A 25,020-nucleotide genomic window follows, 5' to 3' on the forward strand; every position below is an offset into this window, starting at 1 on the left:
CAACGTGCCCATAGTTAATGGGGGTTGGCTGAGCCAGGGGTGCTTGCCAGATCGCGACCGCAACGTGCCCATGGTTAATGGGATCTGGTTGATGTGGGGCAGTCTGCCCCCGGGTTTCTGCGGAGCCGGCCCCCATGGCTGATTCCGATCAGGAACGCAGTGAACAGGCGACCGGCAAGCGACTGCAACAGGCCCGTGAGAAGGGGCAGATCGCCCGGTCCAAGGAGTTGGGTACCGCCAGCGTGCTGTTGGCCGCCGTGTTCGGGCTGCTGATGATCAAGGGGCAGCTGGCCACCGCCATGATCAAGGTGATGACCATGGGATTCACCCTGGAGCGGGAGCAGGCATTCGATCCCAATGCCATGGGGGCCATGGTGCCGACCCTGCTCGGCGAGGTGCTGGCCCCGCTGGGGTTGCTGTTCGCCCTGGTGGCGCTGGCGGCCTTTGTTGGCAATACCCTGCTCGGTGGCCTCAACTTTTCTACCCAGGCCATGATGCCCAAGTGGAGCAAGCTTAGCCCGCTCGCCGGTCTCAAGCGCATGTTCGGGGTGCAATCCTGGGTGGAGCTTGTCAAGTCCATCGCCAAGGTGGTCTTCATCAGCCTGTTCGCCTGGTGGACCCTGTCGAGTCAGTTCAACCACCTGCTCAATCTCTCCCTTGAGGCCTTTCCGGGGGGCATCATCGATGCCCTAGAGCTGTTTCTGTGGATGTTGATCATCCTGTGCTGCGCCTTGCTGCCCATCGTTGCCATCGACATTCCCTTCCAGAGCTGGAACCATGCTCGTCAGCTCAAGATGACCAAGCAGGAGGTCAAGGACGAGTACAAGGATTCCGAGGGCAAGCCCGAGGTCAAGGGGCGGATCCGCCGTTTGCAGATGGAGATGGCTGCGCGGCGCATGATGGGAGATGTGCCCAAGGCGGACGTCATCATCACCAACCCGACCCACTACTCGGTGGCGCTGCAATATGATCAGAGCAAGCCGGGGGCAGCGCCCAAGGTGCTGGCCAAGGGGGTGGACGAGATAGCGCTAAAAATTCGCGAGATAGGCCGCGAGTACGAGATCCCCATACTGCCATCCCCAGGGCTGACCCGCGCCATCTACCACAGCGCCGAGATTGGCCAGGAGATCCCCGAAGGGCTGTTCGCCGCCGTGGCCCAGGTGCTGGCCTACGTCTATCAGCTCAAGAAATTCCGCCGTGGCCGGGGTCGCCGCCCTCAGCCTCTTGGCAAGGATCTGCCCATTCCCCCGGAATACCGCAAATAAGCAAATAACGCTGGGCACCGGAGGCCAAGGATCTGGCCATTCCCTGCGTAATGCCGCAAATACCGCCGACGATGACAAACTTCTGACGCAGTCAAATTAAAATCATTTAAAATCAACGAATTGCTTTGTTGGCTCGATGTTTGCTTTAATCTGCCCATCTGGGGTTAAGAGCTGAGAGTCGTCATGACAGTGCGGGCATCATTGGGCCGGTTGAAAGAGTACCGTGGACTGCTGGGCAAGGGGTTGGGTACACCGCTACTGGTGCTGGCCTCCCTCGGCATGGTGGTGCTGCCCATACCGCCGCTGATGCTGGACACCCTGTTCTCCTTCAACATCGCCCTCTCCATCGTGGTCTTGCTGGTGGCCGTCTACACCCGCCGCCCCCTCGAATTTGCCGCCTTCCCGACCGTGCTCTTGATAGCGACCCTGCTGCGTCTGGCGCTCAACGTCGCCTCGACCCGGGTGGTGCTGCTCGAGGGCCACAATGGTGGCGCCGCCGCGGGTCATGTGATCGAAGCCTTCGGCAACGTGGTGATCGGCGGCAACTATGCGGTGGGCATCATCGTCTTCCTCATCCTGGTCATCATCAACTTCGTGGTGGTCACCAAGGGTGCGGGGCGGATCTCGGAAGTCAGCGCCCGCTTCACCCTCGATGCCATGCCCGGCAAGCAGATGGCGATAGATGCCGATCTCAATGCGGGTCTCATCAATCAGGAAGATGCGCGCAAGCGCCGCGCCGAGGTGACCCAGGAGGCTGACTTCTACGGCTCGATGGATGGTGCCTCCAAATTCGTCAAGGGGGATGCCATCGCGGGCATCATGATCCTCTTCATCAACATCATCGGCGGCTTCATCATCGGCATGATGCAGCACGATCTCAGCTTCGGCGAGGCGGCCGAGATCTATACCCTGCTTGCCATAGGTGACGGCCTGGTTGCCCAGATACCCTCGCTGCTGCTCTCCATCGCCGCCGCCATCATAGTGACGCGCCAGAACACGGATCAGGACATGGGCACCGCCATGCTGAGCCAGTTGTTCGACAACCCCAAGGCCCTGGTCATCTCCGCCACTATTTTGCTGATGATGGGGCTGGTGCCGGGCATGCCGCACCTTGCCTTCCTGAGTCTGGGGGCCGCTGCGGCACTCGGTGCCTGGTGGTTGCTGCGCCGCGAGAAACAGAACAAGGCCAGGGTGGCGAGCGGTGAACTCTTGCCGGCCAATGGCGATGCACCGGTCGAGCAGAAAGACCTGAGCTGGGATGACGTCATGCCGGTGGACATCATCGGCCTCGAGGTCGGCTACCAGCTGATCCCCCTGGTGGACAAGAGCCAGGGGGGTGAGCTGCTCAACCGCATCAAGGGGGTGCGCAAGAAGCTCTCCCAGGAGCTCGGTTTTCTGGTGCCGGCGGTACACATCCGCGACAATCTGGATCTGGCGCCGAACCAATACCGCATCACCCTGATGGGGGTGAGCACGGGGGAGGCGAACGTCTATCACGACAAGGAGATGGCCATCAACCCGGGCCAGGTGTTTGGCCAGATCCAGGGTATCCCGACCCAGGATCCCGCCTTCGGGCTGGAGGCGGTCTGGGTCGCCAAGGATCAGGTCTCCCAGGCGCAGACCCTGGGGTATACGGTGGTGGATGCCGCGACGGTAGTGGCAACTCACATGAGCCAGATCCTCTCCAATCAGGCGGCGCTGCTGCTCGGTCACGATGAAGTGCAACAGCTGCTCGACATGATAGGAAGGCATCAGAGCAAGCTGGTGGAAGGGCTGGTTCCCGAGGTGATCAGCATGGGTAACCTGGTCAAGGTGTTGCAGAATCTCCTCAATGAAGGCGTGCCTATTCGCGACATGCGCACCATACTGCAGACCCTGGTGGAATATGGCCCCCGCAGCCCGGATCCCGAGGTGCTGACCGCGGCCTGCCGTATCGCCCTGCGCCGTTTGATCGTGCAGGAGATAGCGGGCCCGGATCCCGAGTTGCCTGTCATCACCTTGGCACCAGAGTTGGAACGTATATTGCATCAGTCTTTGCAGGCGGGTGGGGGCGAAGGAGCCGGTATCGAGCCGGGCCTGGCGGAGCGGATGCAACGCTCCCTGCTCGAGGCCACCCAGCGACAAGAATTGGAAGGTCAACCGGCGGTGCTTCTGACATCGGGGATTTTACGCAATACCCTGGCCAAGTTTGTCAAGAATGCCATTCCAGGATTGCGCGTCCTGTCCTATCAGGAAGTACCGGATGACAAGCAGATCCGTATTGTCAGCGCGGTAGGACAGAACTAGTTAACGGAGATGACGGGTGAAGATTAAGCGGTTTTTTGCCAAGGATATGCGCACGGCCCTGGCCGAAGTCAAAGAGACTCTCGGGCCGGACGCCGTCATCATGTCCAACAAAAAGGTCACCGGCGGCGTCGAGATCGTCGCCGCGATCGACTATCAGTCCCAGGTCGTTGTGCCCAGGGATGTGCCGGTTCGCCGTCAGTTAAACGAAGAGAGCGTCAATATTTCGTCTGCGGCGCGTCAGGCCGTGCGTCCGACCAGCCAGCTTTCCGGCGCGGGTCTGGCCCAGGAGCCGGCCAGGGGCGGGCAGAGCAGGAACGAGCAGTATGCCGATACCCTGGCCGCCCTGCTGGCGCGTCAACAGCAGCTGACTCCCAGCCAGAGCGGATTGGGCGGGGGACGCGCGGCCTCCCAGCCAGCGCAGGCGCCCCGAACCCTGGCCGAACAGAGCAACTGGGCAGCCCCGGAAGCGCCCAAACCCAAGCCGCGCCCCGCCGCCCAGCGTGCGCCGCAACCGGCTCAGCGCGATCAGGAGATGGAGGGCATGCGCCATGAGATGGCCTCCATTCGCAAGCTGCTCGAGCACCAGATCTCCGGTCTGATGTGGCAGGAGGTGGAGCGCCGCGAGCCGATGCGAGCCCTGCTCATCAAGGAGCTCAAGAAGATTGGTTTCGATGATGCGTTCGCCGATCAGTTGGCGGGCCTCATACCGGAAGATGTCTCTGTGCATCAGGCGTTGGCCCAGTTGGCCGAGGTGCTGACGGCGCAGCTCAAGGTGAGCGAGGACGATATCCTGCGTCAGGGTGGCGCCGTGGCGCTGCTCGGACCGACCGGGGTGGGCAAGACCACCACCATCGCCAAGCTGGCGGCCCGTTTTGCCATGAAGTATGGCGCCGAGCAGGTGGCCTTGATCACCACAGACAATTATCGGATAGGTGCCCACGAGCAGTTGCAGACCTATGGGCGTATCATGGGCTGCCCGGTACGCCAGGTGCGGGATGCCGAGGAGCTGTCGGCCGCCCTCTATCAGTTCCGCCACCGTCGGCTGGTGCTGATTGATACTGCTGGTATGGGGCAACGGGATATCAGGCTGACCGAACAACTCGATACCCTGGTCAAGAGTTCCAAGGTGCAGATCCGCAGTTATCTGGTGATGTCCGCGACCTCCCAGCGCCGGGTCATGCAAGAGGCCATGGATCACTTTCGCCGCATACCGCTCTCCGGCTGCATTCTTACCAAGCTGGATGAGAGCCTCAATCTGGGGGAAGTGATCAACGTGTGCATCCAGAATGCGCTGCCCATCAGCTATATCACCGATGGTCAGCGGGTTCCGGAAGATATTCAGATTGCCAACGCAGCCCAGCTCGTCGGCGCGGCCATGGGGTCGCTGGACCGAGGGAGTGAAGCGCCCTATTTCTGGGGTGCGGGGTTTGGTGAGGGCGAGGATTCAGAATCTTATGAGTAACATACCTATGGATCAGGCGAGTGGTCTGCGCAAAATGCGTACAAATAATCGAGTAAAAGTGATCGCTGTCTCCGGTGGTAAGGGGGGCGTCGGCAAGACCAACGTCACCCTGAACGTGGCCGGGGCCATGGCGGCGCAAGGCAAGCGGGTCATGGTGCTGGATGCCGACTTGGGGCTGGCCAACGTTGACGTCATGCTGGGCCTGCGGGTACACCGCAATCTCTCCCATGTGTTGGCGGGGGAGTGCACCCTGGACGACATCATCGTCGAGGGACCCTACGGCATGATGATAGTGCCGGCCACCTCGGGCACCCAGTCCATGGTCGAGCTCTCACCTGCCCAGCACGTGGGGCTGATCCGCGCCTTCAGCGAGATGAAGACCCAGGTCGACATCCTGCTGGTGGACACCGCCGCCGGTATCTCCGACATGGTGCTGAGCTTCACCCGCGCCGCGCAAGACATCATGGTGGTGGTGTGCGACGAGCCGACCTCCATCACGGATGCCTATGCCCTGATCAAGATCTTGTCCAAGGATCACGGGGTGTTCCGCTTCAAGGTGGTGGCGAACATGGTGCGCTCCCTGCGCGAAGGCCAGGAGCTCTATGCAAAATTGACCCGGGTGACCGATCGTTTCCTCGATACATCCCTGGAATTGGTCGCCTGTATTCCTTATGACACCAACTTGCGGGCCGCGGTGCGCAAGCAGAAGTTGATCATCGAAGCCTTCCCCAAGTCGCCGGCCGCGTTGGCGTTCCGTGCCCTGGGCAACAAGGCCGCCAGTTGGCCCATCCCGCATCAGCCCGGTGGTCACCTGGAGTTCTTCCTGGAAAATCTGCTGCAAAAAACGGCAATCACAGAGGAAGGTACTCGTGAATAAAGCCCAAGCGTACTTGCGTCATCAGGATTCCTATGTGCTGGTGGAGCGCCACGCTCCGTTGGTGAAACGGATCGCCCAGCATCTGTTGGCTCGTCTGCCGAGCAGTGTCTTGCTGGATGACCTGATCCAGGCAGGTATGATTGGGTTGCTCGAAGCCTCCCGCAACTTTGACGGTAGCAAGGGCGCCAGTTTCGAGACCTATGCCGGCATCCGTATTCGCGGATCCATGCTCGACGAGATCCGCCGTGGTGACTGGGTGCCCCGTTCCGTGCACCGCAACAGCCGCACCATCGCCGATGCCATCGAGAATGTGGAGCAGGCCCATGGCCGTGATGCGCGCGATACCGAGGTGGCCGCCTATATGGGGGTGGGCCTCGGGGAGTATCACACCATGTTGCAGGATGTCTCCTGCGGCAAGATCATCGGCATCGAGGATCTGGGGATCAGCGAGGATGTGATAGGCGGGCCCGATACGGGCAATAACCTGGGCTTTGACGAACTGGCGGCCGAGCGCTTCCAGAGCGCCCTGGCCGAGCACATAGGCCGCTTGCCGGAGCGTGAAGCCCTGGTGCTTTCCCTCTATTACGACGAAGAGTTGAACTTGCGCGAAATTGGCGAAGTATTGAACGTAAGTGAGTCTCGGGTGAGCCAGATCCACAGCCAGGCGATGCACAGATTGCGTGCCCGCCTGCGAGATTGGCACGCATAAGCGTGTCATGGCTACACTGGCCCCCGACTCTCAGGCATAATCCGCACCCTGAAACCTGCGCTATTGCATCATGTAAGCAAGCCGCCACGACGGCTCTCTAGGAGGAAAATTTGGACAAGAACATGAAAATCCTCATCGTCGACGACTTCTCGACGATGCGCCGGATTATCAAGAACTTGCTGCGCGATCTCGGCTTCAATAACACCCATGAAGCGGATGATGGCAATACGGCACTGCCCATGCTCAAGAATGGCGACTACCAGTTTGTGGTCACCGACTGGAACATGCCCGGCATGCAAGGCATCGACCTGCTCAGGGCCATTCGCCTCGACGACAAACTCAAGCACCTGCCGGTGTTGATGGTGACCGCCGAAGCCAAGCGCGAACAGATCATCGAAGCGGCCCAGGCCGGCGTCAACGGTTACATCGTCAAGCCGTTCACCGCCGCCACTCTCAAAGAGAAACTCGACAAGATCTTCGAGCGGATCGGCTAAGGGGCCCGCCATGACGGCCAAAACGAGTGCCATGATCTCCCTCGAGCAGGCGAGAATGCTGGTCACCCATCTGGAGCAGCAGGAGTTTGAGTCGGCTGACTCACTGCTCGCCGATGTCTGCGCCCCCAATGCGGCCATGCTGTTTGACAAGGTTGGCCAGCTGACTCGCCAACTGCACGATTCACTGCGCGATTTCCAACTCGACCCCAGACTGCCCTCCCTCGCCAATGAGGAGATCCCGGATGCGCGCGAGCGGCTCAGTTATGTCATCGACATGACCGACAAGGCCGCCAACCGCACCATGGATGCCGTCGAGGCCAGTCTGCCCATTGCCGATCGCCTCAATGACAATATCCAGTTGGTGCTGCCGAACTGGCAGGCGCTGATGTCCCGGGAGCTCAGCCTGGGCCAATTCAAGGCGTTGTGTCATCAACTGGATGATTTTATTAAGGCTTCGGAATCCGATGCCGATAAATTACGACAATTGCTGACAGATATCCTGATGGCTCAGGATTTCCAGGACCTGACCGGACAAATGATCCGGCGGGTGATCACCCTGGTGCAGGAAGTTGAAACCAAATTGATCGACATGCTGACCATGTTTGGCGACGCACCGACTGAGCCTGTCCCTCCCAGCCCCCCCGTGAGCGGGATAGAGGCGGAAGGGCCCATCATGAACCCTCATACCCGAAGTGACGTGGTGAACGGTCAGGATGATGTGGACGATCTGCTGTCCAGCCTCGGATTCTAGATGATCTGCCGGACGGTCTGCTGTCCTGCCTCGGATGCCGAATGAGACTTGGGTTATCCCCTGTCCTGTCTCGGGTGCCAGATGATGTGGACGATCTGTTGTTCAACCCCGGATTCTAATGGAGTGACGAATGGCCTTCGAAGTTGATGAAGACATACTGCAAGACTTTCTGGTCGAAGCATCCGAAATATTGGAGCAGTTGTCTGAACAACTGGTCGAACTCGAGAAGCGCCCAGACGACAAGAACCTGCTCAACGCCATCTTTCGCGGTTTTCATACCGTCAAGGGGGGCGCCGGCTTCCTGTCGCTGACCGAATTGGTCGATGTCTGCCATGGGGCCGAGAACCTGTTCGACATGCTGCGCAATGGCAAGCGGACCCTCAGTGCCGAGCTGATGGACGTGATCCTGCAGGCCCTCGACGCCATCAATGTCATGTTCGCCCAGGTGCAAAATCGTGAGCCGACCAGCGCCGCCGCCCCCGAGCTACTGCACAATCTCCATGAGCTGTGCAAGCCGCAAGGGGAAGAGCGACTGCTGAATGCCGCCATGGCCCCGGCACCCGTTACCCTGCCCGAGCCTGCCCCTGACGCGGCCCCACTCCTGGCCGGACAGGGTGGCGGTTCCATCGATGAGATCTCCGACGACGAGTTTGAGCGTCTGCTCGATGAGTTGCACGGGGCGGGTGCCTCACCGACGGCCCAGACTGCCCCCTCAGTGGCACCCTCCGCGGCCCCTTCCGCCAGCGGTGATATCACGGACGACGAATTCGAAGCCCTGCTCGATCAACTCCACGGTCATGGCCAGCATCTGGGCGCCCCGGCCCCCAATCCGTTGCAATCGGTACAGAGCGAAGTGGATGCCCTGATCGATGACGACGAGTTCGAACGCCTGCTCGATGAGCTCCATGGCCGTGGTCAGGGCCCTGCCGTCACCATGAAATCGGCCGCGCCAGTGGCTGCCACACCCAGCACACCAGTGGTGCCAGCAACTCCGCCAGCCCCCGTCGTGGCCAAGGCCGCGACTCCACTTGCCCCTAACGCGGCAGTGGGCAACAGCGCCGCACCTGCGCCCGTCACCGCAGCCCCCAAGGCCCCGGCCAAGCCTGCGGCTCCCGAGAGCAATGGGGTACAAAACGACAGCACGGTGCGGGTCGATACCAAGACCCTGGATGTCATCATGAACATGGTGGGCGAGCTGGTGTTGGTGCGTAACCGCCTGGTGAGCCTTGGCATCAACAGCAATGACGAAGAGATGTCCAAGGCGGTTGCCAACCTGGATGTGGTCACCGCGGATCTGCAAGGGGCGGTGATGAAGACCCGCATGCAGCCAATCAAGAAGGTGTTTGGCCGCTTCCCGCGGGTGGTGCGCGACTTGGCCCGCAGCCTGAAAAAAGAGATTGAACTCATCATGGTCGGGGAAGAGACCGACCTTGATAAAAACCTGGTGGAGGCCCTGGCCGACCCGCTGGTTCACCTGGTGCGCAACTCCTGTGACCATGGTGTCGAGATGCCGGACGTGCGGGAGCAGGCGGGTAAGCCCCGCCAGGGTACCATTACCCTGAGTGCCTCCCAGCAGGGGGACCATATCTTGCTCTGCATCGAAGATGACGGTGCCGGTATGGATCCCGAAAAGCTCAAGTCCATCGCCATCAGCCGTGGGGTGCTCGACGCCGACAGCGCGGCTCGCATGAGCGATACCGATGCGTACAACCTGATCTTCGCCCCCGGCTTCTCCACCAAGTCGGAGATCTCCGACATCTCGGGTCGTGGGGTCGGCATGGACGTGGTCAAGACCAGCATAGTGAGCCTGAACGGCTCGGTGCACATCGACTCTACCTTCGGCAAGGGCACCCGTCTCGAGATCAAGGTGCCGCTCACCCTGGCAATATTGCCGACCCTGATGGTCGAGGTGGGGGAGCAGACGTTTGCGTTGCCACTGGGCTGCGTCAACGAGATCTTCCACCTGGATCTGAAGAAGGCCAATGTGGTGGATGGCCAGCTGACCATCATAGTGCGCGACAAGGCAATCCCGCTCTTCTATCTGCGCAAGTGGTTGATCCGTGGCGGCAATCGTCATGGCAACCAGGAGACGGGGCACGTGGTGATCGTGCAGATTGGTACCCAGCAGGTCGGCTTCGTGGTCGACAATCTCATCGGGCAGGAAGAGGTGGTGATCAAGCCGCTGGACACTCTGCTGCAAGGCACCCCGGGCATGGCGGGCGCGACCATCACCAGCGATGGCGGCATTGCGCTTATTCTCGATGTTCCCAGTCTGCTCAAGGCCTATGCGCGTAGACAATAATCCTTCGGGTCCAAGGAGTTAGAAAAATAACAATGGCAGTCAAGGTATTAGTCGTCGACGACTCGAGCTTCTTTCGCCGCAGGGTCAGCGAGATCATCAATCAGGATCCCCAGCTGACCGTGATAGACACGGCCCAAAATGGCCGTGAGGCAGTGGACAAGGCCATCGCCCTGCGCCCCGATGTCATCACCATGGACATAGAGATGCCGGTGCTTGATGGCATCAGTGCGGTGCGTGAAATCATGGCCAAGTGCCCCACCCCCATACTGATGTTCTCCTCCCTGACCCATGAGGGGGCTCGCTCCACCCTGGACGCCCTGGATGCCGGGGCCCTGGATTTTCTGCCCAAAAAGTTTGAAGACATCGCCCGCGACAAGGATGAAGCGGTACGCCTGCTGCAGCAGAGGGTCAAAGAGATCTCGCGCAAGCGCTTCATGATGTCGGCCCGCCCGCAACCGGTGGCGGCACCTGCGGCCAGACCGGCGCTGGGCACGTCCCCCCTGCGGGAGCGCCCAGGGTTGGCCGAGCGCGCGCTGGGCACTGAGCGCACCGCGCCCGCCGCCAGCTTCAAGCGCAGCGGCAAGAGTTATCAGCTGGTGGCCATCGGCACCTCGACGGGCGGCCCGGTCGCCTTGCAGAATGTGCTGACCAAACTGCCGCTGGATTTTCCCCATCCGATCCTGCTTATCCAGCACATGCCGGCCACCTTCACCGCCGCCTTTGCCGCTCGCCTCAATGGCCTGTGTCAGATAGGGGTGAAAGAGGCGCAGGATGGCGATGTGCTCAAGCCTGGTCATGCCTATCTGGCGCCGGGGGGTAAACAGATGCTGCTCGAGGGGCGTGGCACCGGTGCCCGGCTGCGCATCATAGAGGGCAATGACAAGGTCAATTACAAACCTTGCGTCGACATCACTTTCGCCTCCGCTGCTAAGACGTATGGGGACAAGGTGCTGGCCATAGTGCTGACCGGCATGGGTGCCGATGGCCGGGATGGCGCGCGTCTGCTCAAGGAGCAGGGTGCCACCATCTGGGCTCAGGACGAGGCATCTTGCGTCGTCTACGGCATGCCGCAAGCGGTCGCCAAGGCGGGGATCGCTTCCGAATCCCTGCCCCTGGACAGGGTCGCCCAGCGCATCCTGGTCGAGCTGGGCCGCTAAATGGCGCTGCTTGGGTTAGTGCTGGCGCTGGCGGCCATTGCCATAGCCCAATGGTGGCACGGTGGCAGCCTGCTGACCCTGCTCGACGGCCCCGCTTTTCTGATCGTGGTGGGCGGCACCCTGGGCGCCGTCATACTGCAGACCCCGCGCCAGTATTTGCTGCAAGCCTTTGCCCAGCTTGGCTGGGTGCTGAACCCGCCCGCCTGGGACCTCGCCCAGCAGAGTGAACGACTCAAGCGCTGGGCCCTGTTTGCCCGCCAGCAGGGGTTGCTGGCCCTGGAAGAGGCGGCCGAGGGTGAAGAAGATCCCTTCACCCATCAGGGGCTCACCATGCTGGTGGACGGGGTATCGGTCGAACAGATGCGTCAGCTGCTCGAGGCCGACATCGATATCAGCCAGGAGCGCAATGAGCATGCGGCCCGGGTGTTTGAATCCATGGGCGGCTATAGCCCGACCATCGGCATCATTGGTGCCGTGCTGGGGCTTATCCAGGCCATGTTTCACCTGGAAGACCCGGCGGCGCTTGGCGCCGGTATTGCCGTGGCCTTCGTGGCGACTATCTATGGGGTCGGCTTTGCCAACCTCGTCTATTTGCCCCTGGCCAACCGGCTGCGTGCCTTCCACTACCACTACGGCCTCTATCAGGAGATGACCCTGGAGGGGCTGCTGGCCATCGCCCATGGCGAGAACGGCCTGCAGCTGGAGCGCCGGCTCAGGGTCTACCTCAAGGGGGAGTGAACATGCGCAAGCGCTATCGTCTTCACCTGCGGGGCCATGAGCAGTTGGATCGCTGGCTGGTCTCCTACGCCGATTACATGACCCTGATCTTCGCCCTGTTCGTGGTGCTCTATTCGGTGGCCATGGTCGACAAGGAGAAGTTTCGGGCGGTGATCGAAGGCGTGACCCAGGCCTTCGAGGCGCGCCCTCTGCACGGAGAGGGGTTGCTGGAGCGGGAGGGACCCGCCATCGTGCCCCCGGGCTCTGCGCCAGACAAGATAATATCCGCCCCCTCGCAGGTGCAGGCAATTGCCCTGGCCCCCATCTCCGGGGTACCCATGACCCAGCAGGGAGAACCGCTTCCCACCCTGGATGCCGAGCTGCGCAAGGCGATGGCCCCCCTGCTCGAGGCCGGTCTGGTCGATATCCAGCAGGACAAGGAGTGGCTCAACATTGCCCTCGATTCGGCCCTGCTTTTTTCGAGCGGCAGCGCCTTTATGGGCCCGAATGCATCGCCACTGCTCAATAGCCTCTCAAGTATTCTCAAACCGGTCGATAACTATGTGAGGATTCGGGGCTATACCGATAACCAGCAGATCCACAATGAGATTTTTAGCTCCAACTGGGCGCTCTCTGCGGCCAGGGCCGAGGCGGTGCTCACCACCCTCATCGGTCAGGGCATTGCGCCACAGCGACTCGCGTTCGAGGCCTACGGGGAGTTCTCACCCTTCGCCAGCAATGAGACCGAAGGGGGCAGGGCGAAGAATCGTCAGGTCGTGGTCGCCATCTCTCGCCTGCGCTGGGTAGCACCGGCAGCGCCGACAGCACCGACAGTTCAGGTGGCCCAGGTCGAGCAAACTGCTCCCAAGGCCGATGCACAAGCCATTAGAGTCATTGCCTTACCGGGCGGCGGCATACGAATTACCACAAGACAGGATTAACACTGTGATTGTCTGGGCGGTTGCCAATCAAAAGGGTGGGGTAGGTAAAACCACCACAGTCGTCTCACTGGCCGGGATCCTCGCCCAGAAGGGGCAGCGGGTGCTATTGATCGATACCGATCCCCATGCCTCTCTGACCTCCTATTTCGGCTACGACTCCGACCGGCTCGATGGCACGCTTTATGAGCTGTTCCAGGCGGTCAAACCCAGCAGCGAGCTGGTCAACAAGGTGACCCTCAAGACGCGGTTTGACAACATCAGCCTGCTGCCGGCCTCCATCACCCTGGCGACCCTGGACAGGGTCATGGGCAACCGGGAAGGGATGGGGTTGGTGCTCAAACGGGCGCTGCTGCGCATTCAGGACAGTTATGACTATGTGTTGATCGACTGCCCTCCCGTGCTCGGGGTCATGATGGTCAACGCCCTAGCGGCCTGCGATCGCATTCTGGTGCCGGTGCAGACCGAGTTTCTGGCCTTGAAGGGGCTGGAGCGGATGATGAAGACCTTCGAGATCATGCAGCGTTCCAAGCGAGACAAGTTCCGCTTTACCGTGATCCCGACCATGTTCGACAAGCGCACCCGGGCCTCCCTGCTGACCTTGCAGTCGATCAAGGCGCAGTATGGCGAGGCGGTGTGGAATGCGGTGATCCCCATCGACACCAAGTTCAGGGATGCCAGCCTGGAGCACATGCCGCCCTCGATTTTTGCCCCCGCCAGCCGGGGCAGCTATGCCTATCAAACGTTATTGACGCACCTGGATGCCCTAGAGCGCAAACGGGTGCAGGAGGTGGTGGTATGAGCGAGGTCACCCAGACCCGGGCGATGGATGACTACTTCCATTCGCTGCTAATTGATGACCTCCTGCTGGAGGAGGAGCTCCCGCCCGAGCTGGCCCCCCAGTCCCGGGTGGCAACCCAAGCCTATCGCGCCCCCTATGTGGAGGTGGAGGATGAACGTCTGGCTCAGCTGAGCTCCCTGCTGGCCCAGGTGAGCAAGGTGCAGGTCGAGATGGAGACCCTGAGCCAGGAGACTGCGGTTGAACCCTTCGCCCTGGCGAGCCAGGTTGAGGCCTTGCCCGAGGCTGAGGTGCTGCCGGTCGCCACCGAGGCGCTGCTGGTCGAAGCGCAACCTCAGTACGCGCCTGCCCCTGTCGCCTTGCCGGTAGAGGCTGTGCAGATCGAGACGGCCACCGAGCTGGCCGAGATCCAGCCATCAGAGGCCGAGCCCTGGCAGAATATCGAGATGGGCAACGAGTTTCAGGCGCTCTTCTTCGAGGTGGCCGGCGTGACCTTCGCCGTGCCGCTGATGGAGCTGGGAGGCATTCATCAGCTGGGAGAGGTGAGCGCGTTGTTCGGCCAACCGAAGTGGTACCGTGGCATCATGACCCAGCGTGAGCAACAGATGAGTGTGGTCGATACCGCGCTCTGGGTGATGCCGGAGAAGGAGCTCGAGGTCGCTGATTACCACTATTTGATCATGCTGGGCGAGTCCAATTGGGGACTTGCTTGCCACCACTTGAGGGGGACCGAGCTGCTGCGTCGGGATCAGGTCAAGTGGCGCCATCAGGAGGGCAAACGCCCCTGGCTCGCCGGCATGGTCAAAGAGAAAATGTGCGCCCTGCTGCACGTCAGGGAGTTGCTGGTTCTGCTGGCGCGGGGCGTCAATATTACCGGGCACTGATCGCTACCCGGCTTTGGCCGGAACGAGATGTTTTCATACAAGGAACAAGACATGACACAAAAGCGCAATATTGCCCAGAATCTGGCGGAAGACGAAGTGCTGCAATGGGTCACCTTCCAGCTCGAAAACGAGACTTATGGCATCAATGTGATGCAGGTGCAGGAGGTGTTGCGCTACACCGAGATTGCCCCTGTGCCCGGTGCCCCTGACTACGTGCTCGGCATCATCAACCTGCGTGGCAACGTGGTCACCGTCATCGACACCCGCTCCCGTTTCGGTCTGCCCGGTGGTGAAGTGAGCGAGAATTCCCGCATCGTCATCATAGAGGCGGAGAAGCAGGTGATCGGCATCATGGTCGACAGCGTGGCCGAGGTGGTTTACCTTCGTTCCTCCGAGATAGACGCGGCACCTGCCGTGGGAACCGAGGAGAGCGCCAAGTTCATTCAGGGGGTCAGCAATCGCGATGGCCAACTGCTGATCCTGGTCGATCTCAACAAGTTGCTGTCAGACGAAGAGTGGGACGATATCGGCTCCCTCTAAGGCTGCGGCCAATGGATGATGCCGGTTGTCGCCGCTCCTTGGGCGTTGGCCCGGCGTGAGCAGATGAGGAAGATGAATTGATACTTGAAGCGATTGCCTTGGGGTTGTCCCTGCTGGCGTTGGCTGTTGCCCTGGCCGGATGGCGCCAGGCTCGGCGCGCCGGGCAGGAGTCCGAGGCGAAGGCGACGGCCCTGCAAGGCCAGCTCGAGAGCCTGCGCAAGCAGATGATGGAGCTGCACACCGGTGCCATCGGCATGGGCCAGCGCCTGCAAGGGGTTGAGGCCCAGGCCCAGCAACTGGGCGATCGCCAGCAGGAGCTGACCCTGCAGGATCCGGATCGCAGGCTCTACAGCCGCGCCGCCAAGATGGTGGAGCTGGGTGCCGACCTGGACGAGGTGATGAACGAGTGTGAGTTGCCCAAGGCCGAAGCCGAGTTGTTGATCTCGCTGCGCAAGGGTCGTTCATGACCCACGGGAAGGCTGCGGCCTTCCCGTTGTCTTATCTTGCCTGCCCTAAGGCAGAGGATCGCCACTCCGACTCCAGATCCCTGTGAGCGAGTTGCCCTCCTGGCGCAACCCCGGCCTGCGACGCAGGCGTCGGCGGGATCTCTCCCACAAAACCGGTGCCCGGTTTCTATCTTTGAAAAGACCCATTCCAATACTGTGTTAAGATGCAGGCCGCTACTTTTCATCTGAACCCGTCCCCATGCTGCTTGACGTTCACAATCTGAGCTGCGTGCGTGAAGATCGCACCCTGTTTGAGCATCTCTCTTTCTCCGTCTCCCCCGGCGATCTGCTCCAGATCGAGGGCCCCAACGGGGTGGGCAAGACCAGCTTGCTGCGCCTGATCACCGGGCTCTCCCAGCCCTTTGCCGGTGAGGTGCGCTGGCAGGGTGAAAACATCTGTCACTGCCGCGATGAGTATCATGCCAACCTGCTGTATCTCGGCCATCAGCCGGGCGTCAAGGGGGGGCTGACTCCCCTCGAGAACCTCAGCTTCTATCAAAAACTGCATCAAGGCAGTGCCGCAAAGGTCGATCCCTGGCAGATCCTGGCCCAGGTTGGCCTGGCCGGTTTTGAGGATTATCCCAGTGCCCAGCTCTCGGCGGGGCAGCAGCGGCGTGTCGCCCTGGCCCGGCTCTGGCTCTGCGACAAGCCCGCATTGTGGGTGCTTGATGAACCCTTTACGGCCATCGACAAGCAGGGGGTCAAGGTGCTGGAACAGTTGATGCTGCGCCATGGGGAGCGGGGTGGCATCGTGATCCTCACCACCCATCAGGAGATGAGCCTGATGCAGGGCCGACTCAAGACGCTTTCCCTCGCGCCAGGCCCCTTGGAGGTTCCATGCTGAGCGCCGTGCTGACCCTGATCCATCGTGAGCTGCTGATGGCCTTTCGCCAGCGGGCCGATATTCTCAACCCGCTCTGGTTCTTCCTCATCGTCATCACCCTGTTCCCGCTGGGCATAGGCCCCGAGCCCCAGCTGTTGGCCCGCATTGCCCCCGGTATCATCTGGGTGGCGGCGCTGCTGGCGGCCATGCTCTCCCTTGAGCGGCTGTTTCGGGATGATTTTGCCGATGGCGCCCTGGAGCAGATGATGTTGATGCCCCATCCCCTCGGGTTGTTGGCCCTGGCCAAGGTGACGGCGCATTGGCTGCTGACCGGTTTGCCGCTGCTGCTCATCTCGCCGCTCATTGCGGTGCTGCTCTCCCTGGACATCAATACCTGGCTCGCCATGGCGGCGACCTTGGCCCTTGGCACCCCCATTCTCAGCCTGCTTGGCGCCGTCGGGGTGGCGCTGACCGTGGCCCTGCGCAAGGGCGGCGTGCTGCTCAGCCTGCTTATTCTGCCGCTCTATATCCCGGTACTGATCTTCGCCACCTCGGCCATAGAGGCGGCTGGCTTGGGTCTGCCCTACAGCGGCCAGCTTGCCATGCTGGGGGCCATGTTGGTAGGCGCCCTGATCATGACGCCGTTCGCGGTCTCGGCGTCCCTGAGGGTGAGTGTGAACTGACGGATTTCATTGAATAATTACTCCGCTGCTGACTTCGTTCACTCTGGGTTAGCATTAGCTGGGCATAATGCGCCCGCTCGCTTGGCTCGCCGTTGTCATTTGTTGGCAAATAGGTTGCGATGGATCAAGGAGAGCGCCGCTTATTTCTTTCGGGGTATTTGCACGCCGGAGGCAGTGAGTAAGGTAGGCGGCGCCAACGATATTAATAACAGAAAGGTTTTGTGAGCTATGTGGAAATGGTTGCATCCCTATGCCAAACCGGAGCAAGCCTATCGGCTGGCCGGTCGGTTATTGCCCTGGTTTGCGGTGATCAGTCTGCTCGCCTTCATCATAGGCACCGTCTGGGGGCTGGCCTTCGCCCCCGCCGACTATCAGCAGGGTGACTCCTTCCGGATCATCTATCTCCACGTGCCCGCCGCCATCCTCTCCATGGGGGCTTACTCCACCATGGCCATCGCCGCCTTCATCGGCATGGTGTGGCAACTGCGCATGGCCGACATGACGGTGGCCGCCATCGCCCCGGTAGGCGCCGTGTTCACCTTTATCGCCCTCTTTACCGGCGCCGCCTGGGGCAAGCCGATGTGGGGGGCCTGGTGGGTATGGGATGCCCGGCTCACCTCGGAACTCATTCTATTGTTCCTCTATCTCGGGGTCATCGCCCTCTACAACGCCTTCAGCGACAAGGTGGTGGCCGGTCGCGCCGCCGGTATCCTGGCCCTGGTTGGCGTCATCAATCTGCCCATCATTCACTACTCGGTGGAGTGGTGGAACACCCTGCATCAGGGGGCCAGCATCACCAAGTTTGCCAAGCCCTCCATTGCCCCCAGCATGCTGTGGCCGCTGCTGGTGATGATAGTGGCCTTCGCCACCTTCCTCGGCGCCCTTACCCTGATGCGTTTTCGCAATGAGCTGATCATGCGCGAGTGGCACAGACCCTGGGTCAAGGCCCTGGCCGAGCAGGAGAGATAACATGCACTTCTCGTCTTTGGGCGATTTTCTGGCCATGGGAGGGTACGGCTTTTATGTGTGGCTGTCGTTTGGTCTCTCCTGGCTCTGTCTGGTCGGTATCATAGTGAGCACCCGCCTCAAACGCCGCAGCCTGCTTCGCGATCTGCGCAACAAGCAGGCCCGCGAGTCGCGCCGCCTGGCGGCCCAACAGATGGAGAACACCCTGTGATCCCTCTCGTTCCCTCATCCGGCACTCTCTCGATGGAGACTCTGTTATGAACCCGCGCCGCAAGAAGCGTCTGACCATCATATTGGCCATCAGCACAGGGGTTGCCGCCGTGATTGGCCTGGTGCTCTATGCCCTCAGTCAGAATATCGATCTCTTCTACACCCCGGGTGAGCTGGTGCTGGGCAAGGGCCCGGACAAGATCAAGCCCGAGGAGGGCCAACGCCTTCGCATCGGCGGCATGGTGGTGCCGGGTTCGGTCAAGCGTGACAGTCATAGCCTGCTGGTTAATTTCGATCTGATCGATGCCAGCGGCGAGCGGGTCACCGTCACCTATGACGGCATACTGCCGGATCTGTTTCGCGAGGGGCAGGGCATAGTGGCTCAGGGCAACCTCAAGGATGCCCGCACCGTGACCGCCTTCGAGGTGCTCGCCAAGCACGATGAGAACTATATGCCGCCGGAAGTGGCCGACGCCCTCAAGGGGATGAAGCACTACAAACCGGATTACACAGAGGCGCAGCTTCAGGGGGGCAAGCCATGATGGGCTGCCACTTGCTTGAACTTTCGACGCTAGTCTCCCGCTTTTCGACTCTGAAAGGATGCCCATTATGATCCCGGAACTTGGCCGGTTTACCTTGCTCACTGGCCTGATGAGTGATGCCTCGGATATGAAAGGATGCCAACTATGATCCCGGAACTTGGTCGGTTTACCTTGATCACTGGCCTGATGAGTGATGCCTCGGATATGAAAGGATGCCAATTATGATCCCGGAACTTGGTCAGTTCGCCCTGATCCTGGCTTTTGCCACCTCCTTGCTGCTCGGCAGCTACCCGCTGCTCGGCGCCAAGTGGGGGCGGATTGGCATGATGCAAGCCGCCCGCCCGCTGGCCTATGCCCAGTTCCTGCTGCTGTTGCTGTCGTTCCTCTGCCTGACCTGGGCCTTTATCGACAACGACTTCACGGTGCAATATGTAGCGACCAACTCCAACAGCCTGTTGCCGCTGCAGTACCGGATATCGGCGGTGTGGGGCGCCCATGAGGGCTCCTTGCTGCTCTGGGTGCTGACCCTGGGAGGCTGGACCGCGGCCGTGGCCTTGTTCAGCCGTAGCCTGCCGCTCGATGCGGTGGCGCGGGTGCTGGGGGTGCTGGGCCTGATTGCCGTCGGCTTCACCGCCTTCGTGCTGTTCACCTCGGATCCTTTCACCCGCACCCTGCCGTTCTTCCCGGTGGATGGCCGCGATCTCAACCCCCTGTTGCAAGATCCGGGTCTCATCTTCCATCCTCCCATGCTCTATATGGGCTATGTGGGCTTCTCGGTGGCCTTTGCCTTTGCCATCGCCTCCCTGATGACGGGGCGTCTGGACGCCACCTGGGCGCGCTGGTCCCGCCCCTGGACCATGGCGGCCTGGGTCTTCCTGACGCTCGGAATCGTGCTGGGCTCCTGGTGGGCCTATTACGAACTCGGTTGGGGTGGCTGGTGGTTCTGGGATCCGGTGGAAAATGCCTCCTTCATGCCCTGGCTGGCGGGCACTGCCCTGCTGCATTCGCTCGCGGTCAGCGAGAAGCGCGCCACCTTCAAGGCCTGGACAGTGCTGCTGGCGCTGTCGGCCTTCTCTTTGAGTCTGCTGGGTACCTTCCTGGTGCGTTCCGGCGTGCTGGTCTCGGTGCATGCGTTCGCCTCGGATCCGACCCGTGGCCTCTTCATTCTCGGCTTCCTGCTGGCGGTGATCGGCAGCTCCCTGCTGCTGTTTGCCTTCAAGGGTTCCCAGGTGAAGAGCCATGGCAAGCATGAGTTCTGGAGTCGCGAGACTCTGCTGCTTGGCAACAACATTCTGCTGATGGCCGGATTGCTGACCGTGCTGCTCGGTACCCTGCTGCCCCTGGTGCACAAGGAGCTGGGCCTGGGGAGCATCTCCATCGGTACTCCCTTCTTCAACCATATCTACAGCTGGCTCATCATCCCCTTCGCCGCCCTGCTGGGGGTCGGCCCGCTGTTCCGCTGGCGCCGCCAGGCGGTGGGCGAGCTCAAGGGCAAGGTGATCCTCGCCCTGGCATTGAGCCTGGCTGCCGCCCTGCTGCTGCCCTGGTTCTTTGCCGAGGAGTTCAAACCCTGGGCGGCCCTTGGCATAGGTCTTGGCGCCTGGATCATCATCACCAGCATCCAGGAGACCTGGGTGCGTGCCACCCACAAGCACAGCTTCGGTGTCGGCGTTCGCCGGCTTGGCAACAGCCACTGGGCCATGATCTTCGGTCATGTGGGGCTGGCGGTCAGCATCATCGGCATCGCCTGTACCCAGAACTACAGCATCGAGAAGGACTTGCGGATGCAGGCCGGCGACAGGGTGCATTTCGCCGACTACGAATTTGTCTTCACCGGCATCAAGGAGAAGAACGGCCCCAACTACGAAGGCTTCAAGGGAGTGCTTGAGGTGCATCGTGACGGCAAGCAGGTCGCCCTGCTCAAGCCGGAGAAGCGCAACTACATCGTCAGCCGCATGCCGATGACGGAAGCCGCCATCGATGCCGGCTTCACCCGGGATCTCTATGCGGCGCTGGGCGAGCCGCTCGATAATGGCGCCTGGGCCGTGCGCATCTATTACAAGCCGTTCGTGCGCTGGATCTGGTTCGGTGGCGTCTTCATGGCCATCGGTGGCGTGCTCGCCATGCTGGACAAGCGTTATCGCTTTGGCCGTCGTGAAGAGGAGGCCAAACCATGAGCAAGAAGACCTGGTTGTTTCTGCTGCCCTTCATCATCTTCCTGCTGGGGGCTGTGTTCCTGTTCAAGGGGCTCTATTCCGACCCGCGCAAGCTGGAATCCGTGATGGTCGGCAAGGAGGTGCCCGTCTTTACCCTGCAAGACTTGCACGATCTCAACAAGCAGCATGACAGCAGCCTGTTCAAGGGACGGCCCATGCTGCTCAACGTCTGGGCGACCTGGTGCCCGACCTGCTACGCCGAGCACACCTACCTCAAGGAGCTGGCGGGGCAGGGGGTGACCATAGTCGGCATGAACTACAAGGACGAGCGTGACAAGGCCCTCAAGTGGCTGGATGAGCTGGGCGATCCCTATCAGGTCAGCCTCTACGATCCCGACGGCATGCTGGGTCTGGATCTCGGCGTCTATGGCGCGCCCGAGACCTTCTTCATCGACTCCCAGGGCATCATCCGTTATCGCCACGTGGGGGACGTCAACGCCCAGGTGTGGGAATCCACCCTCAAGCCCATCTATGAGGCGATGAAATGATGCGCCGCTCTCTCTCTGCCCTCTTGCTGACCCTGGCATTGAGCGCTTCCTGGTCGGCATTGGCTGCCATCGACGTCTACAGCTTTGACTCCGATGCCCAGGAGCAGACCTTTCGTGAGCTGACCCGCGAACTGCGCTGTCCCAAGTGTCAGAACCAGGACATTGCCGACTCCAATGCCGGCCTTGCCAAGGACTTGCGTGACAAGACCTACCAGATGGTGCATCAGGGCAAGGAGAAGCAGGAGATCATCGATTACATGGTGGCGCGCTATGGCAACTTCATTCTCTACGACCCGCCGATGATGGCCTCCACCCTGATCCTCTGGCTGGGGCCATTCGGGGTGATAGTGATAGGTTTCTGTGTCGTGGTGGCCCGTGCCCGCAAGCGGCCAAGGAGTGAGCCTGCACTCCAGCCGGGATTGAACGATGAGGAGAGTCGCCGTCTGGCTGCCCTGCTCAAAGAGGAAGAGAAACAATGATCGCATTCTGGATTGTCATCGTCGCCTTGCTGGCGCTGGTGAGCCTGACCCTGGCTCTGCCGTTGCTGCGTGGTGAGAGCCGTCAAACCATCAGTCGCTCGGCGCTCAACAAGCAGCTCTATCGCCAACGGGTCGTGGAGATAGGGGAGGAGCGTGATCAGGGCATTCTGGCCGAGGAGCAGGAGTCTCTGGTGGAGCTGCAACGTAGCCTGCTGGATGATATTCCTGATGTCGAACAGACCGCCAGTGCCGGTCGCAGCCTGGTCTGGATCCCGGGGGTGCTGGTCCTGGTGGTGGTGAGCCTGGCGCTCTACGCCAAGCTGGGCGCCTGGCAAGAGGTGATGCATTGGCAGTCGGTCAATGCGCGCCTGCCTGAACTCAGCAACAAGATTTTGGTTGAGCGTGATAGCGATGTGACCGAGCAGGATCTGCAGGAGTTCATGCTGGGGCTGCGTACCCGCTTGGCCGAGGAGCCGGGTGATTACCGTGGCTGGCTGCTGCTCGGCCGTCTGGCGCTGGATGGCAACGATCCGGACACGGCGCTCGGCTCCCTCGAGCGGGCCTACCAGATGGCACCGGAAAAACGCCTGGTGACGGTACCCTATGCCCAGGCGCTGATGATGAATGGGGATGAGGTGAAAGCCGACGCGCTGCTTCAGCAGGCCATCGCCAGGGATCCTCAGGATCTGGAGGCGCGCTCCACCTATGCCTTCATGGCGCTGCAAAAAGAGGACTTCAAGACGGCCCTCAGCCGTTGGCAGGCGATGTTGCCATTGATGGAGAAAGGGTCGAGCCGCTACCAGATGATAGAGCGCTCCATCGAGTACGCGGAGCAGCAACTGGCCAAGAGTGGCGGCCAGCTTGCTCCGAGTGCGGCCAGTGGCGACCCGCAAGGGGACGTTAGCCTGGCGGTGAAGGCGGGTGAGTTCCCCATCCACATCACCCTGGCGCCAGGTATTCAGATGCCAGATGATCCTCACCTCTTCGTGTTTGCCGTGGTCCCCAATGGCCCGCCCATGCCAATCGCGGTCAAGCGGATCCGGGATCCCAAGTTGCCCGTCACCCTCTCTCTCGGTGATGGGGACGCGATGATCGAGGGCAGCAAGCTTGAAGTGAACCCCGAGCTGCAATTCAAGGCGAGGCTCTCTGCCGGTGGCAACGTCATGAACAAGGAGGGGGCCTTCGAAGGGGTATCGACAACGGTATCAACAGCGACAATTCCGACAGTGCCGATTGACATCCGTATCGATCGCGCCCTCTAATAGTCATCTTTACTCGGCCCCTCTGGGGCCGAGCCGCTTATAATAATCAAACAGTTCAAGTGACTTTCTCAAGGTAAATCAGTATGCAAGTGCGTTTAGGTGCATGGGGACTGGCATTGCTACTCGGTGGTTGTGCTGGCGGCCCACCCAAACCGGGACCCGCGAGTCTGGATGTCGGGCTCAGTAATCACAATGCCCCCGAGGCGGTCAGTACCGCCAGCGATCCCCAGGATCCCTTCCAGGGGGTGAACCGCGCCATGTGGGCGGTCAACTTCGATGTGCTCGAACCCTATGTCGCCCGCCCCGTCATTCACAGCTATGCCGATTATGTGCCGGACAGCGTCAAGGAGGGGGTAGACAACTTCGTCAACAACTTCGACGAGCCGAGCAGCATGGTCAACCACCTGATCAGCGGCGATCTGCCTGGTGCCGGCAACAATCTGGGTCGATTCACCCTCAATACCACCCTGGGTCTGTTCGGCATCTTCGACGTGGCCAAGCATGTGGGGCTGGAGCGCAACATGCTGGAGATGAGCACCCTCATCGGCCGTGCCGACATTGGCGAAGGAGGTTACTTGATGTTCCCCGTGTATGGGCCAACCACCACCCGGGATCTGATTGGCGACACCATAGATACCCTCTACTTCCCCTATGCGCTGCTGACGTTCCCGATGAAGGTGGTGCACTGGGCGCTGGATGGGGTCGGTACCCGATCCAAGCTTGTCGATCAGGAGCGGGTGGTCGATAACTCCCTCGACCCTTACGCCTTCACCAAGGGCCTCTACCTGCAGTACGATCAGAGCAAGATAGAGGGGCGCAATATGCCGTTCGGCGATGGGGCCAGACCCCAGACCGGCCGTCAGGACGAGGGTAATCTGGATGAGTATCTGGACGAGATAGACCAGTAACAGATACACATCCGCATGACATGAGAGAGGCGCCCATGGGCGCCTCTCTCATTTTGATCGCTTGGCCAGCGCGGATAAAAAAACACCCCGCAGTGCGGGGTGTTTTGGCAAGAAAGAGGCTATCAGGCAGCCAGGTTCTTGGCCACGAATTCCCAGTTGACCAGGGTCCAGAAGGTTTCCATGTACTTGGGACGCATGTTGCGGAAATCGATGTAGTAGGCGTGCTCCCACAGGTCGACGGTCAGCAGCGGCGTGGTACCGGCTTCGGTCAGCGGGCAACCGGCGTTGGAGGTGTTGACGATGGCCAGGGTGCCGTCGGCTTTTTTCACCAACCAGGTCCAGCTAGAACCGAAGTTGCCGATGGCAGACTTGGTGAAGGCATCCTTGAACTCGGCGAAGGAGCCGAATTGCTTGGTGATGGCATCGGCCAGGGCGCCAGTCGGCTCATTGCCGCCATTCGGGGAGAGGCAGTGCCAGTAGAAGGTGTGGTTCCAGATCTGGGCGGCGTTGTTGAAGATGCCACCGGTGGAGGTCTTGATGATCTCTTCCAGGGACTTGCCTTCAAACTCGGTACCCGGCACCAGGTTGTTCAAGTTGACCACATAGGTGTTGTGGTGCTTGCCGTGGTGATATTCCAGGGTTTCCTGGGAGATGTGCGGTTCCAGAGCATTGATTGCGTAGGGCAGAGCGGGAAGTTCGAAAGCCATTTTCTACTCTCCATTGGCTGGCCGTGCGAAAGCGACGGTTGCAAGACAT

The 25,020-nt window shown here is 60.9% G+C and carries 26 protein-coding genes; 25 read left to right on the plus strand and 1 reads right to left on the minus strand.

Annotated elements, in window-relative coordinates; all coding sequences use genetic code 11:
- Positions 1-134 precede the first annotated feature (134 nt).
- The 25 genes from flhB to M2367_RS02365 all read left to right on the plus strand — a co-directional run bounded on the left by flhB (position 135) and on the right by M2367_RS02365 (position 24,264).
- Complete coding sequence (gene flhB, locus M2367_RS02245) at positions 135-1,265, plus strand: flagellar biosynthesis protein FlhB (RefSeq protein WP_042040547.1); 1,131 nt, start codon at positions 135-137, stop codon at positions 1,263-1,265.
- A gap of 183 nt (positions 1,266-1,448) precedes the next feature.
- The gene (flhA, locus tag M2367_RS02250) at positions 1,449-3,551 is read left to right on the plus strand and encodes a flagellar biosynthesis protein FlhA (RefSeq protein ID WP_224430898.1); all 2,103 of its coding nucleotides are present in this window, start codon (positions 1,449-1,451) and stop codon (positions 3,549-3,551) included.
- Positions 3,552-3,567: 16 nt separating this feature from the next.
- Positions 3,568-5,013 carry a flagellar biosynthesis protein FlhF gene (gene flhF / locus M2367_RS02255; RefSeq protein WP_042040544.1) on the plus strand — a complete coding sequence of 482 codons (1,446 nt, stop codon included), beginning with the start codon at positions 3,568-3,570 and terminating at the stop codon, positions 5,011-5,013.
- A gap of 34 nt (positions 5,014-5,047) precedes the next feature.
- The gene (locus tag M2367_RS02260) at positions 5,048-5,890 is read left to right on the plus strand and encodes a MinD/ParA family protein (protein ID WP_306381966.1); all 843 of its coding nucleotides are present in this window, start codon (positions 5,048-5,050) and stop codon (positions 5,888-5,890) included.
- The gene (locus tag M2367_RS02265) at positions 5,883-6,599 is read left to right on the plus strand and encodes an RNA polymerase sigma factor FliA (protein ID WP_042040542.1); all 717 of its coding nucleotides are present in this window, start codon (positions 5,883-5,885) and stop codon (positions 6,597-6,599) included. Before M2367_RS02260 ends, M2367_RS02265 begins: the two co-directional genes overlap by 8 nt.
- 110 nt (positions 6,600-6,709) lie before the next feature.
- Complete coding sequence (gene cheY, locus M2367_RS02270; RefSeq protein WP_005899653.1) at positions 6,710-7,093, plus strand: chemotaxis response regulator CheY; 384 nt, start codon at positions 6,710-6,712, stop codon at positions 7,091-7,093.
- A gap of 10 nt (positions 7,094-7,103) precedes the next feature.
- Positions 7,104-7,844, plus strand: a complete 741-nt coding sequence (locus M2367_RS02275; protein ID WP_224430896.1) for a protein phosphatase CheZ — start codon at positions 7,104-7,106, stop codon at positions 7,842-7,844.
- A gap of 130 nt (positions 7,845-7,974) precedes the next feature.
- Positions 7,975-10,146: a chemotaxis protein CheA gene (locus tag M2367_RS02280; RefSeq protein ID WP_259235638.1), complete on the plus strand. Its 2,172-nt coding sequence runs from the start codon at positions 7,975-7,977 to the stop codon at positions 10,144-10,146.
- Between the two features lie 32 nt (positions 10,147-10,178).
- Entirely contained in the window at positions 10,179-11,303 is a 1,125-nt protein-coding gene (locus M2367_RS02285; protein WP_259235639.1) for a chemotaxis response regulator protein-glutamate methylesterase, read from the plus strand.
- On the plus strand, positions 11,304-12,041 hold the full coding sequence (locus M2367_RS02290) for a flagellar motor protein (protein ID WP_259235640.1): 738 nt from the start codon (positions 11,304-11,306) through the stop codon (positions 12,039-12,041).
- Positions 12,042-12,043: 2 nt separating this feature from the next.
- Entirely contained in the window at positions 12,044-12,961 is a 918-nt protein-coding gene (locus M2367_RS02295) for a flagellar motor protein MotB (RefSeq protein ID WP_259235641.1), read from the plus strand.
- 4 nt (positions 12,962-12,965) lie between these two features.
- Positions 12,966-13,760, plus strand: coding sequence for a ParA family protein (locus M2367_RS02300; RefSeq protein WP_042043829.1), 795 nt, complete (start codon positions 12,966-12,968; stop codon positions 13,758-13,760).
- Entirely contained in the window at positions 13,757-14,641 is an 885-nt protein-coding gene (locus M2367_RS02305; RefSeq protein WP_259235642.1) for a chemotaxis protein CheW, read from the plus strand. Before M2367_RS02300 ends, M2367_RS02305 begins: the two co-directional genes overlap by 4 nt.
- Before the next feature lie 51 nt (positions 14,642-14,692).
- Positions 14,693-15,181: a chemotaxis protein CheW gene (locus M2367_RS02310; protein WP_005907442.1), complete on the plus strand. Its 489-nt coding sequence runs from the start codon at positions 14,693-14,695 to the stop codon at positions 15,179-15,181.
- Positions 15,182-15,261: 80 nt separating this feature from the next.
- Positions 15,262-15,648, plus strand: coding sequence for a DUF2802 domain-containing protein (locus tag M2367_RS02315; protein WP_224433020.1), 387 nt, complete (start codon positions 15,262-15,264; stop codon positions 15,646-15,648).
- 238 nt (positions 15,649-15,886) lie between these two features.
- Positions 15,887-16,531 carry a cytochrome c biogenesis heme-transporting ATPase CcmA gene (gene ccmA / locus M2367_RS02320; protein WP_259235643.1) on the plus strand — a complete coding sequence of 215 codons (645 nt, stop codon included), beginning with the start codon at positions 15,887-15,889 and terminating at the stop codon, positions 16,529-16,531.
- On the plus strand, positions 16,525-17,193 hold the full coding sequence (gene ccmB, locus M2367_RS02325) for a heme exporter protein CcmB (protein WP_259235644.1): 669 nt from the start codon (positions 16,525-16,527) through the stop codon (positions 17,191-17,193). The genes ccmA and ccmB overlap by 7 nt, the downstream gene beginning before the upstream one ends.
- Before the next feature lie 228 nt (positions 17,194-17,421).
- Positions 17,422-18,162, plus strand: a complete 741-nt coding sequence (locus tag M2367_RS02330; RefSeq protein WP_042041238.1) for a heme ABC transporter permease — start codon at positions 17,422-17,424, stop codon at positions 18,160-18,162.
- A 1-nt stretch (position 18,163) separates the two neighbouring features.
- Positions 18,164-18,370 (plus strand): heme exporter protein CcmD, encoded by a 207-nt coding sequence (gene ccmD, locus M2367_RS02335; RefSeq protein WP_042041240.1) that lies wholly within the window; start codon positions 18,164-18,166, stop codon positions 18,368-18,370.
- 46 nt (positions 18,371-18,416) lie between these two features.
- Entirely contained in the window at positions 18,417-18,911 is a 495-nt protein-coding gene (ccmE, locus tag M2367_RS02340) for a cytochrome c maturation protein CcmE (protein WP_042041241.1), read from the plus strand.
- A gap of 221 nt (positions 18,912-19,132) precedes the next feature.
- A complete protein-coding gene (locus tag M2367_RS02345) occupies positions 19,133-21,088 on the plus strand; it encodes a heme lyase CcmF/NrfE family subunit (RefSeq protein ID WP_224430889.1) in 1,956 nt (651 codons plus the stop codon).
- Entirely contained in the window at positions 21,085-21,615 is a 531-nt protein-coding gene (locus M2367_RS02350; RefSeq protein ID WP_042039487.1) for a DsbE family thiol:disulfide interchange protein, read from the plus strand. The genes M2367_RS02345 and M2367_RS02350 overlap by 4 nt, the downstream gene beginning before the upstream one ends.
- Entirely contained in the window at positions 21,615-22,094 is a 480-nt protein-coding gene (locus M2367_RS02355; protein ID WP_224433019.1) for a cytochrome c-type biogenesis protein, read from the plus strand. Before M2367_RS02350 ends, M2367_RS02355 begins: the two co-directional genes overlap by 1 nt.
- Positions 22,091-23,356 carry a c-type cytochrome biogenesis protein CcmI gene (gene ccmI / locus M2367_RS02360; RefSeq protein ID WP_259235645.1) on the plus strand — a complete coding sequence of 422 codons (1,266 nt, stop codon included), beginning with the start codon at positions 22,091-22,093 and terminating at the stop codon, positions 23,354-23,356. The genes M2367_RS02355 and ccmI overlap by 4 nt, the downstream gene beginning before the upstream one ends.
- A gap of 83 nt (positions 23,357-23,439) precedes the next feature.
- Positions 23,440-24,264: a VacJ family lipoprotein gene (locus M2367_RS02365; RefSeq protein ID WP_259235646.1), complete on the plus strand. Its 825-nt coding sequence runs from the start codon at positions 23,440-23,442 to the stop codon at positions 24,262-24,264.
- 122 nt (positions 24,265-24,386) lie between these two features.
- Here the strand turns inward: M2367_RS02365 and sodB are convergent, their stop codons facing one another.
- Positions 24,387-24,971: a superoxide dismutase [Fe] gene (sodB, locus tag M2367_RS02370; RefSeq protein WP_042039491.1), complete on the minus strand. Its 585-nt coding sequence runs from the start codon at positions 24,969-24,971 to the stop codon at positions 24,387-24,389.
- Positions 24,972-25,020: the final 49 nt, after the last annotated feature.

Origin of the sequence: Aeromonas sp. BIGb0445, from assembly GCF_024809075.1 — a bacterium.
Taxonomy (GTDB): Bacteria; Pseudomonadota; Gammaproteobacteria; order Enterobacterales; family Aeromonadaceae; genus Aeromonas; species Aeromonas rivuli.

Bases quoted from the DNA above. Each gene is read 5' to 3' on its own strand.
- M2367_RS02365 (WP_259235646.1), top strand. From the start codon at position 23,440: ATGCAAGTGCGTTTAGGTGCATGGGGACTGGCATTGCTACTCGGTGGT.
- M2367_RS02285 (WP_259235639.1), top strand. From the start codon at position 10,179: ATGGCAGTCAAGGTATTAGTCGTCGACGACTCGAGCTTCTTTCGCCGC.
- sodB (WP_042039491.1), bottom strand. From the start codon at position 24,971: ATGGCTTTCGAACTTCCCGCTCTGCCCTACGCAATCAATGCTCTGGAA.
- M2367_RS02290 (WP_259235640.1), top strand. From the start codon at position 11,304: ATGGCGCTGCTTGGGTTAGTGCTGGCGCTGGCGGCCATTGCCATAGCC.
- ccmD (WP_042041240.1), top strand. From the start codon at position 18,164: ATGCACTTCTCGTCTTTGGGCGATTTTCTGGCCATGGGAGGGTACGGC.
- M2367_RS02350 (WP_042039487.1), top strand. From the start codon at position 21,085: ATGAGCAAGAAGACCTGGTTGTTTCTGCTGCCCTTCATCATCTTCCTG.
- M2367_RS02345 (WP_224430889.1), top strand. From the start codon at position 19,133: ATGATCCCGGAACTTGGTCAGTTCGCCCTGATCCTGGCTTTTGCCACC.
- M2367_RS02330 (WP_042041238.1), top strand. From the start codon at position 17,422: ATGTGGAAATGGTTGCATCCCTATGCCAAACCGGAGCAAGCCTATCGG.
- flhA (WP_224430898.1), top strand. From the start codon at position 1,449: ATGACAGTGCGGGCATCATTGGGCCGGTTGAAAGAGTACCGTGGACTG.
- ccmA (WP_259235643.1), top strand. From the start codon at position 15,887: ATGCTGCTTGACGTTCACAATCTGAGCTGCGTGCGTGAAGATCGCACC.
- M2367_RS02295 (WP_259235641.1), top strand. From the start codon at position 12,044: ATGCGCAAGCGCTATCGTCTTCACCTGCGGGGCCATGAGCAGTTGGAT.
- M2367_RS02280 (WP_259235638.1), top strand. From the start codon at position 7,975: ATGGCCTTCGAAGTTGATGAAGACATACTGCAAGACTTTCTGGTCGAA.
- ccmB (WP_259235644.1), top strand. From the start codon at position 16,525: ATGCTGAGCGCCGTGCTGACCCTGATCCATCGTGAGCTGCTGATGGCC.
- M2367_RS02305 (WP_259235642.1), top strand. From the start codon at position 13,757: ATGAGCGAGGTCACCCAGACCCGGGCGATGGATGACTACTTCCATTCG.
- flhB (WP_042040547.1), top strand. From the start codon at position 135: ATGGCTGATTCCGATCAGGAACGCAGTGAACAGGCGACCGGCAAGCGA.
- M2367_RS02310 (WP_005907442.1), top strand. From the start codon at position 14,693: ATGACACAAAAGCGCAATATTGCCCAGAATCTGGCGGAAGACGAAGTG.
- M2367_RS02275 (WP_224430896.1), top strand. From the start codon at position 7,104: ATGACGGCCAAAACGAGTGCCATGATCTCCCTCGAGCAGGCGAGAATG.
- ccmE (WP_042041241.1), top strand. From the start codon at position 18,417: ATGAACCCGCGCCGCAAGAAGCGTCTGACCATCATATTGGCCATCAGC.
- ccmI (WP_259235645.1), top strand. From the start codon at position 22,091: ATGATCGCATTCTGGATTGTCATCGTCGCCTTGCTGGCGCTGGTGAGC.
- M2367_RS02355 (WP_224433019.1), top strand. From the start codon at position 21,615: ATGCGCCGCTCTCTCTCTGCCCTCTTGCTGACCCTGGCATTGAGCGCT.
- M2367_RS02260 (WP_306381966.1), top strand. From the start codon at position 5,048: ATGCGTACAAATAATCGAGTAAAAGTGATCGCTGTCTCCGGTGGTAAG.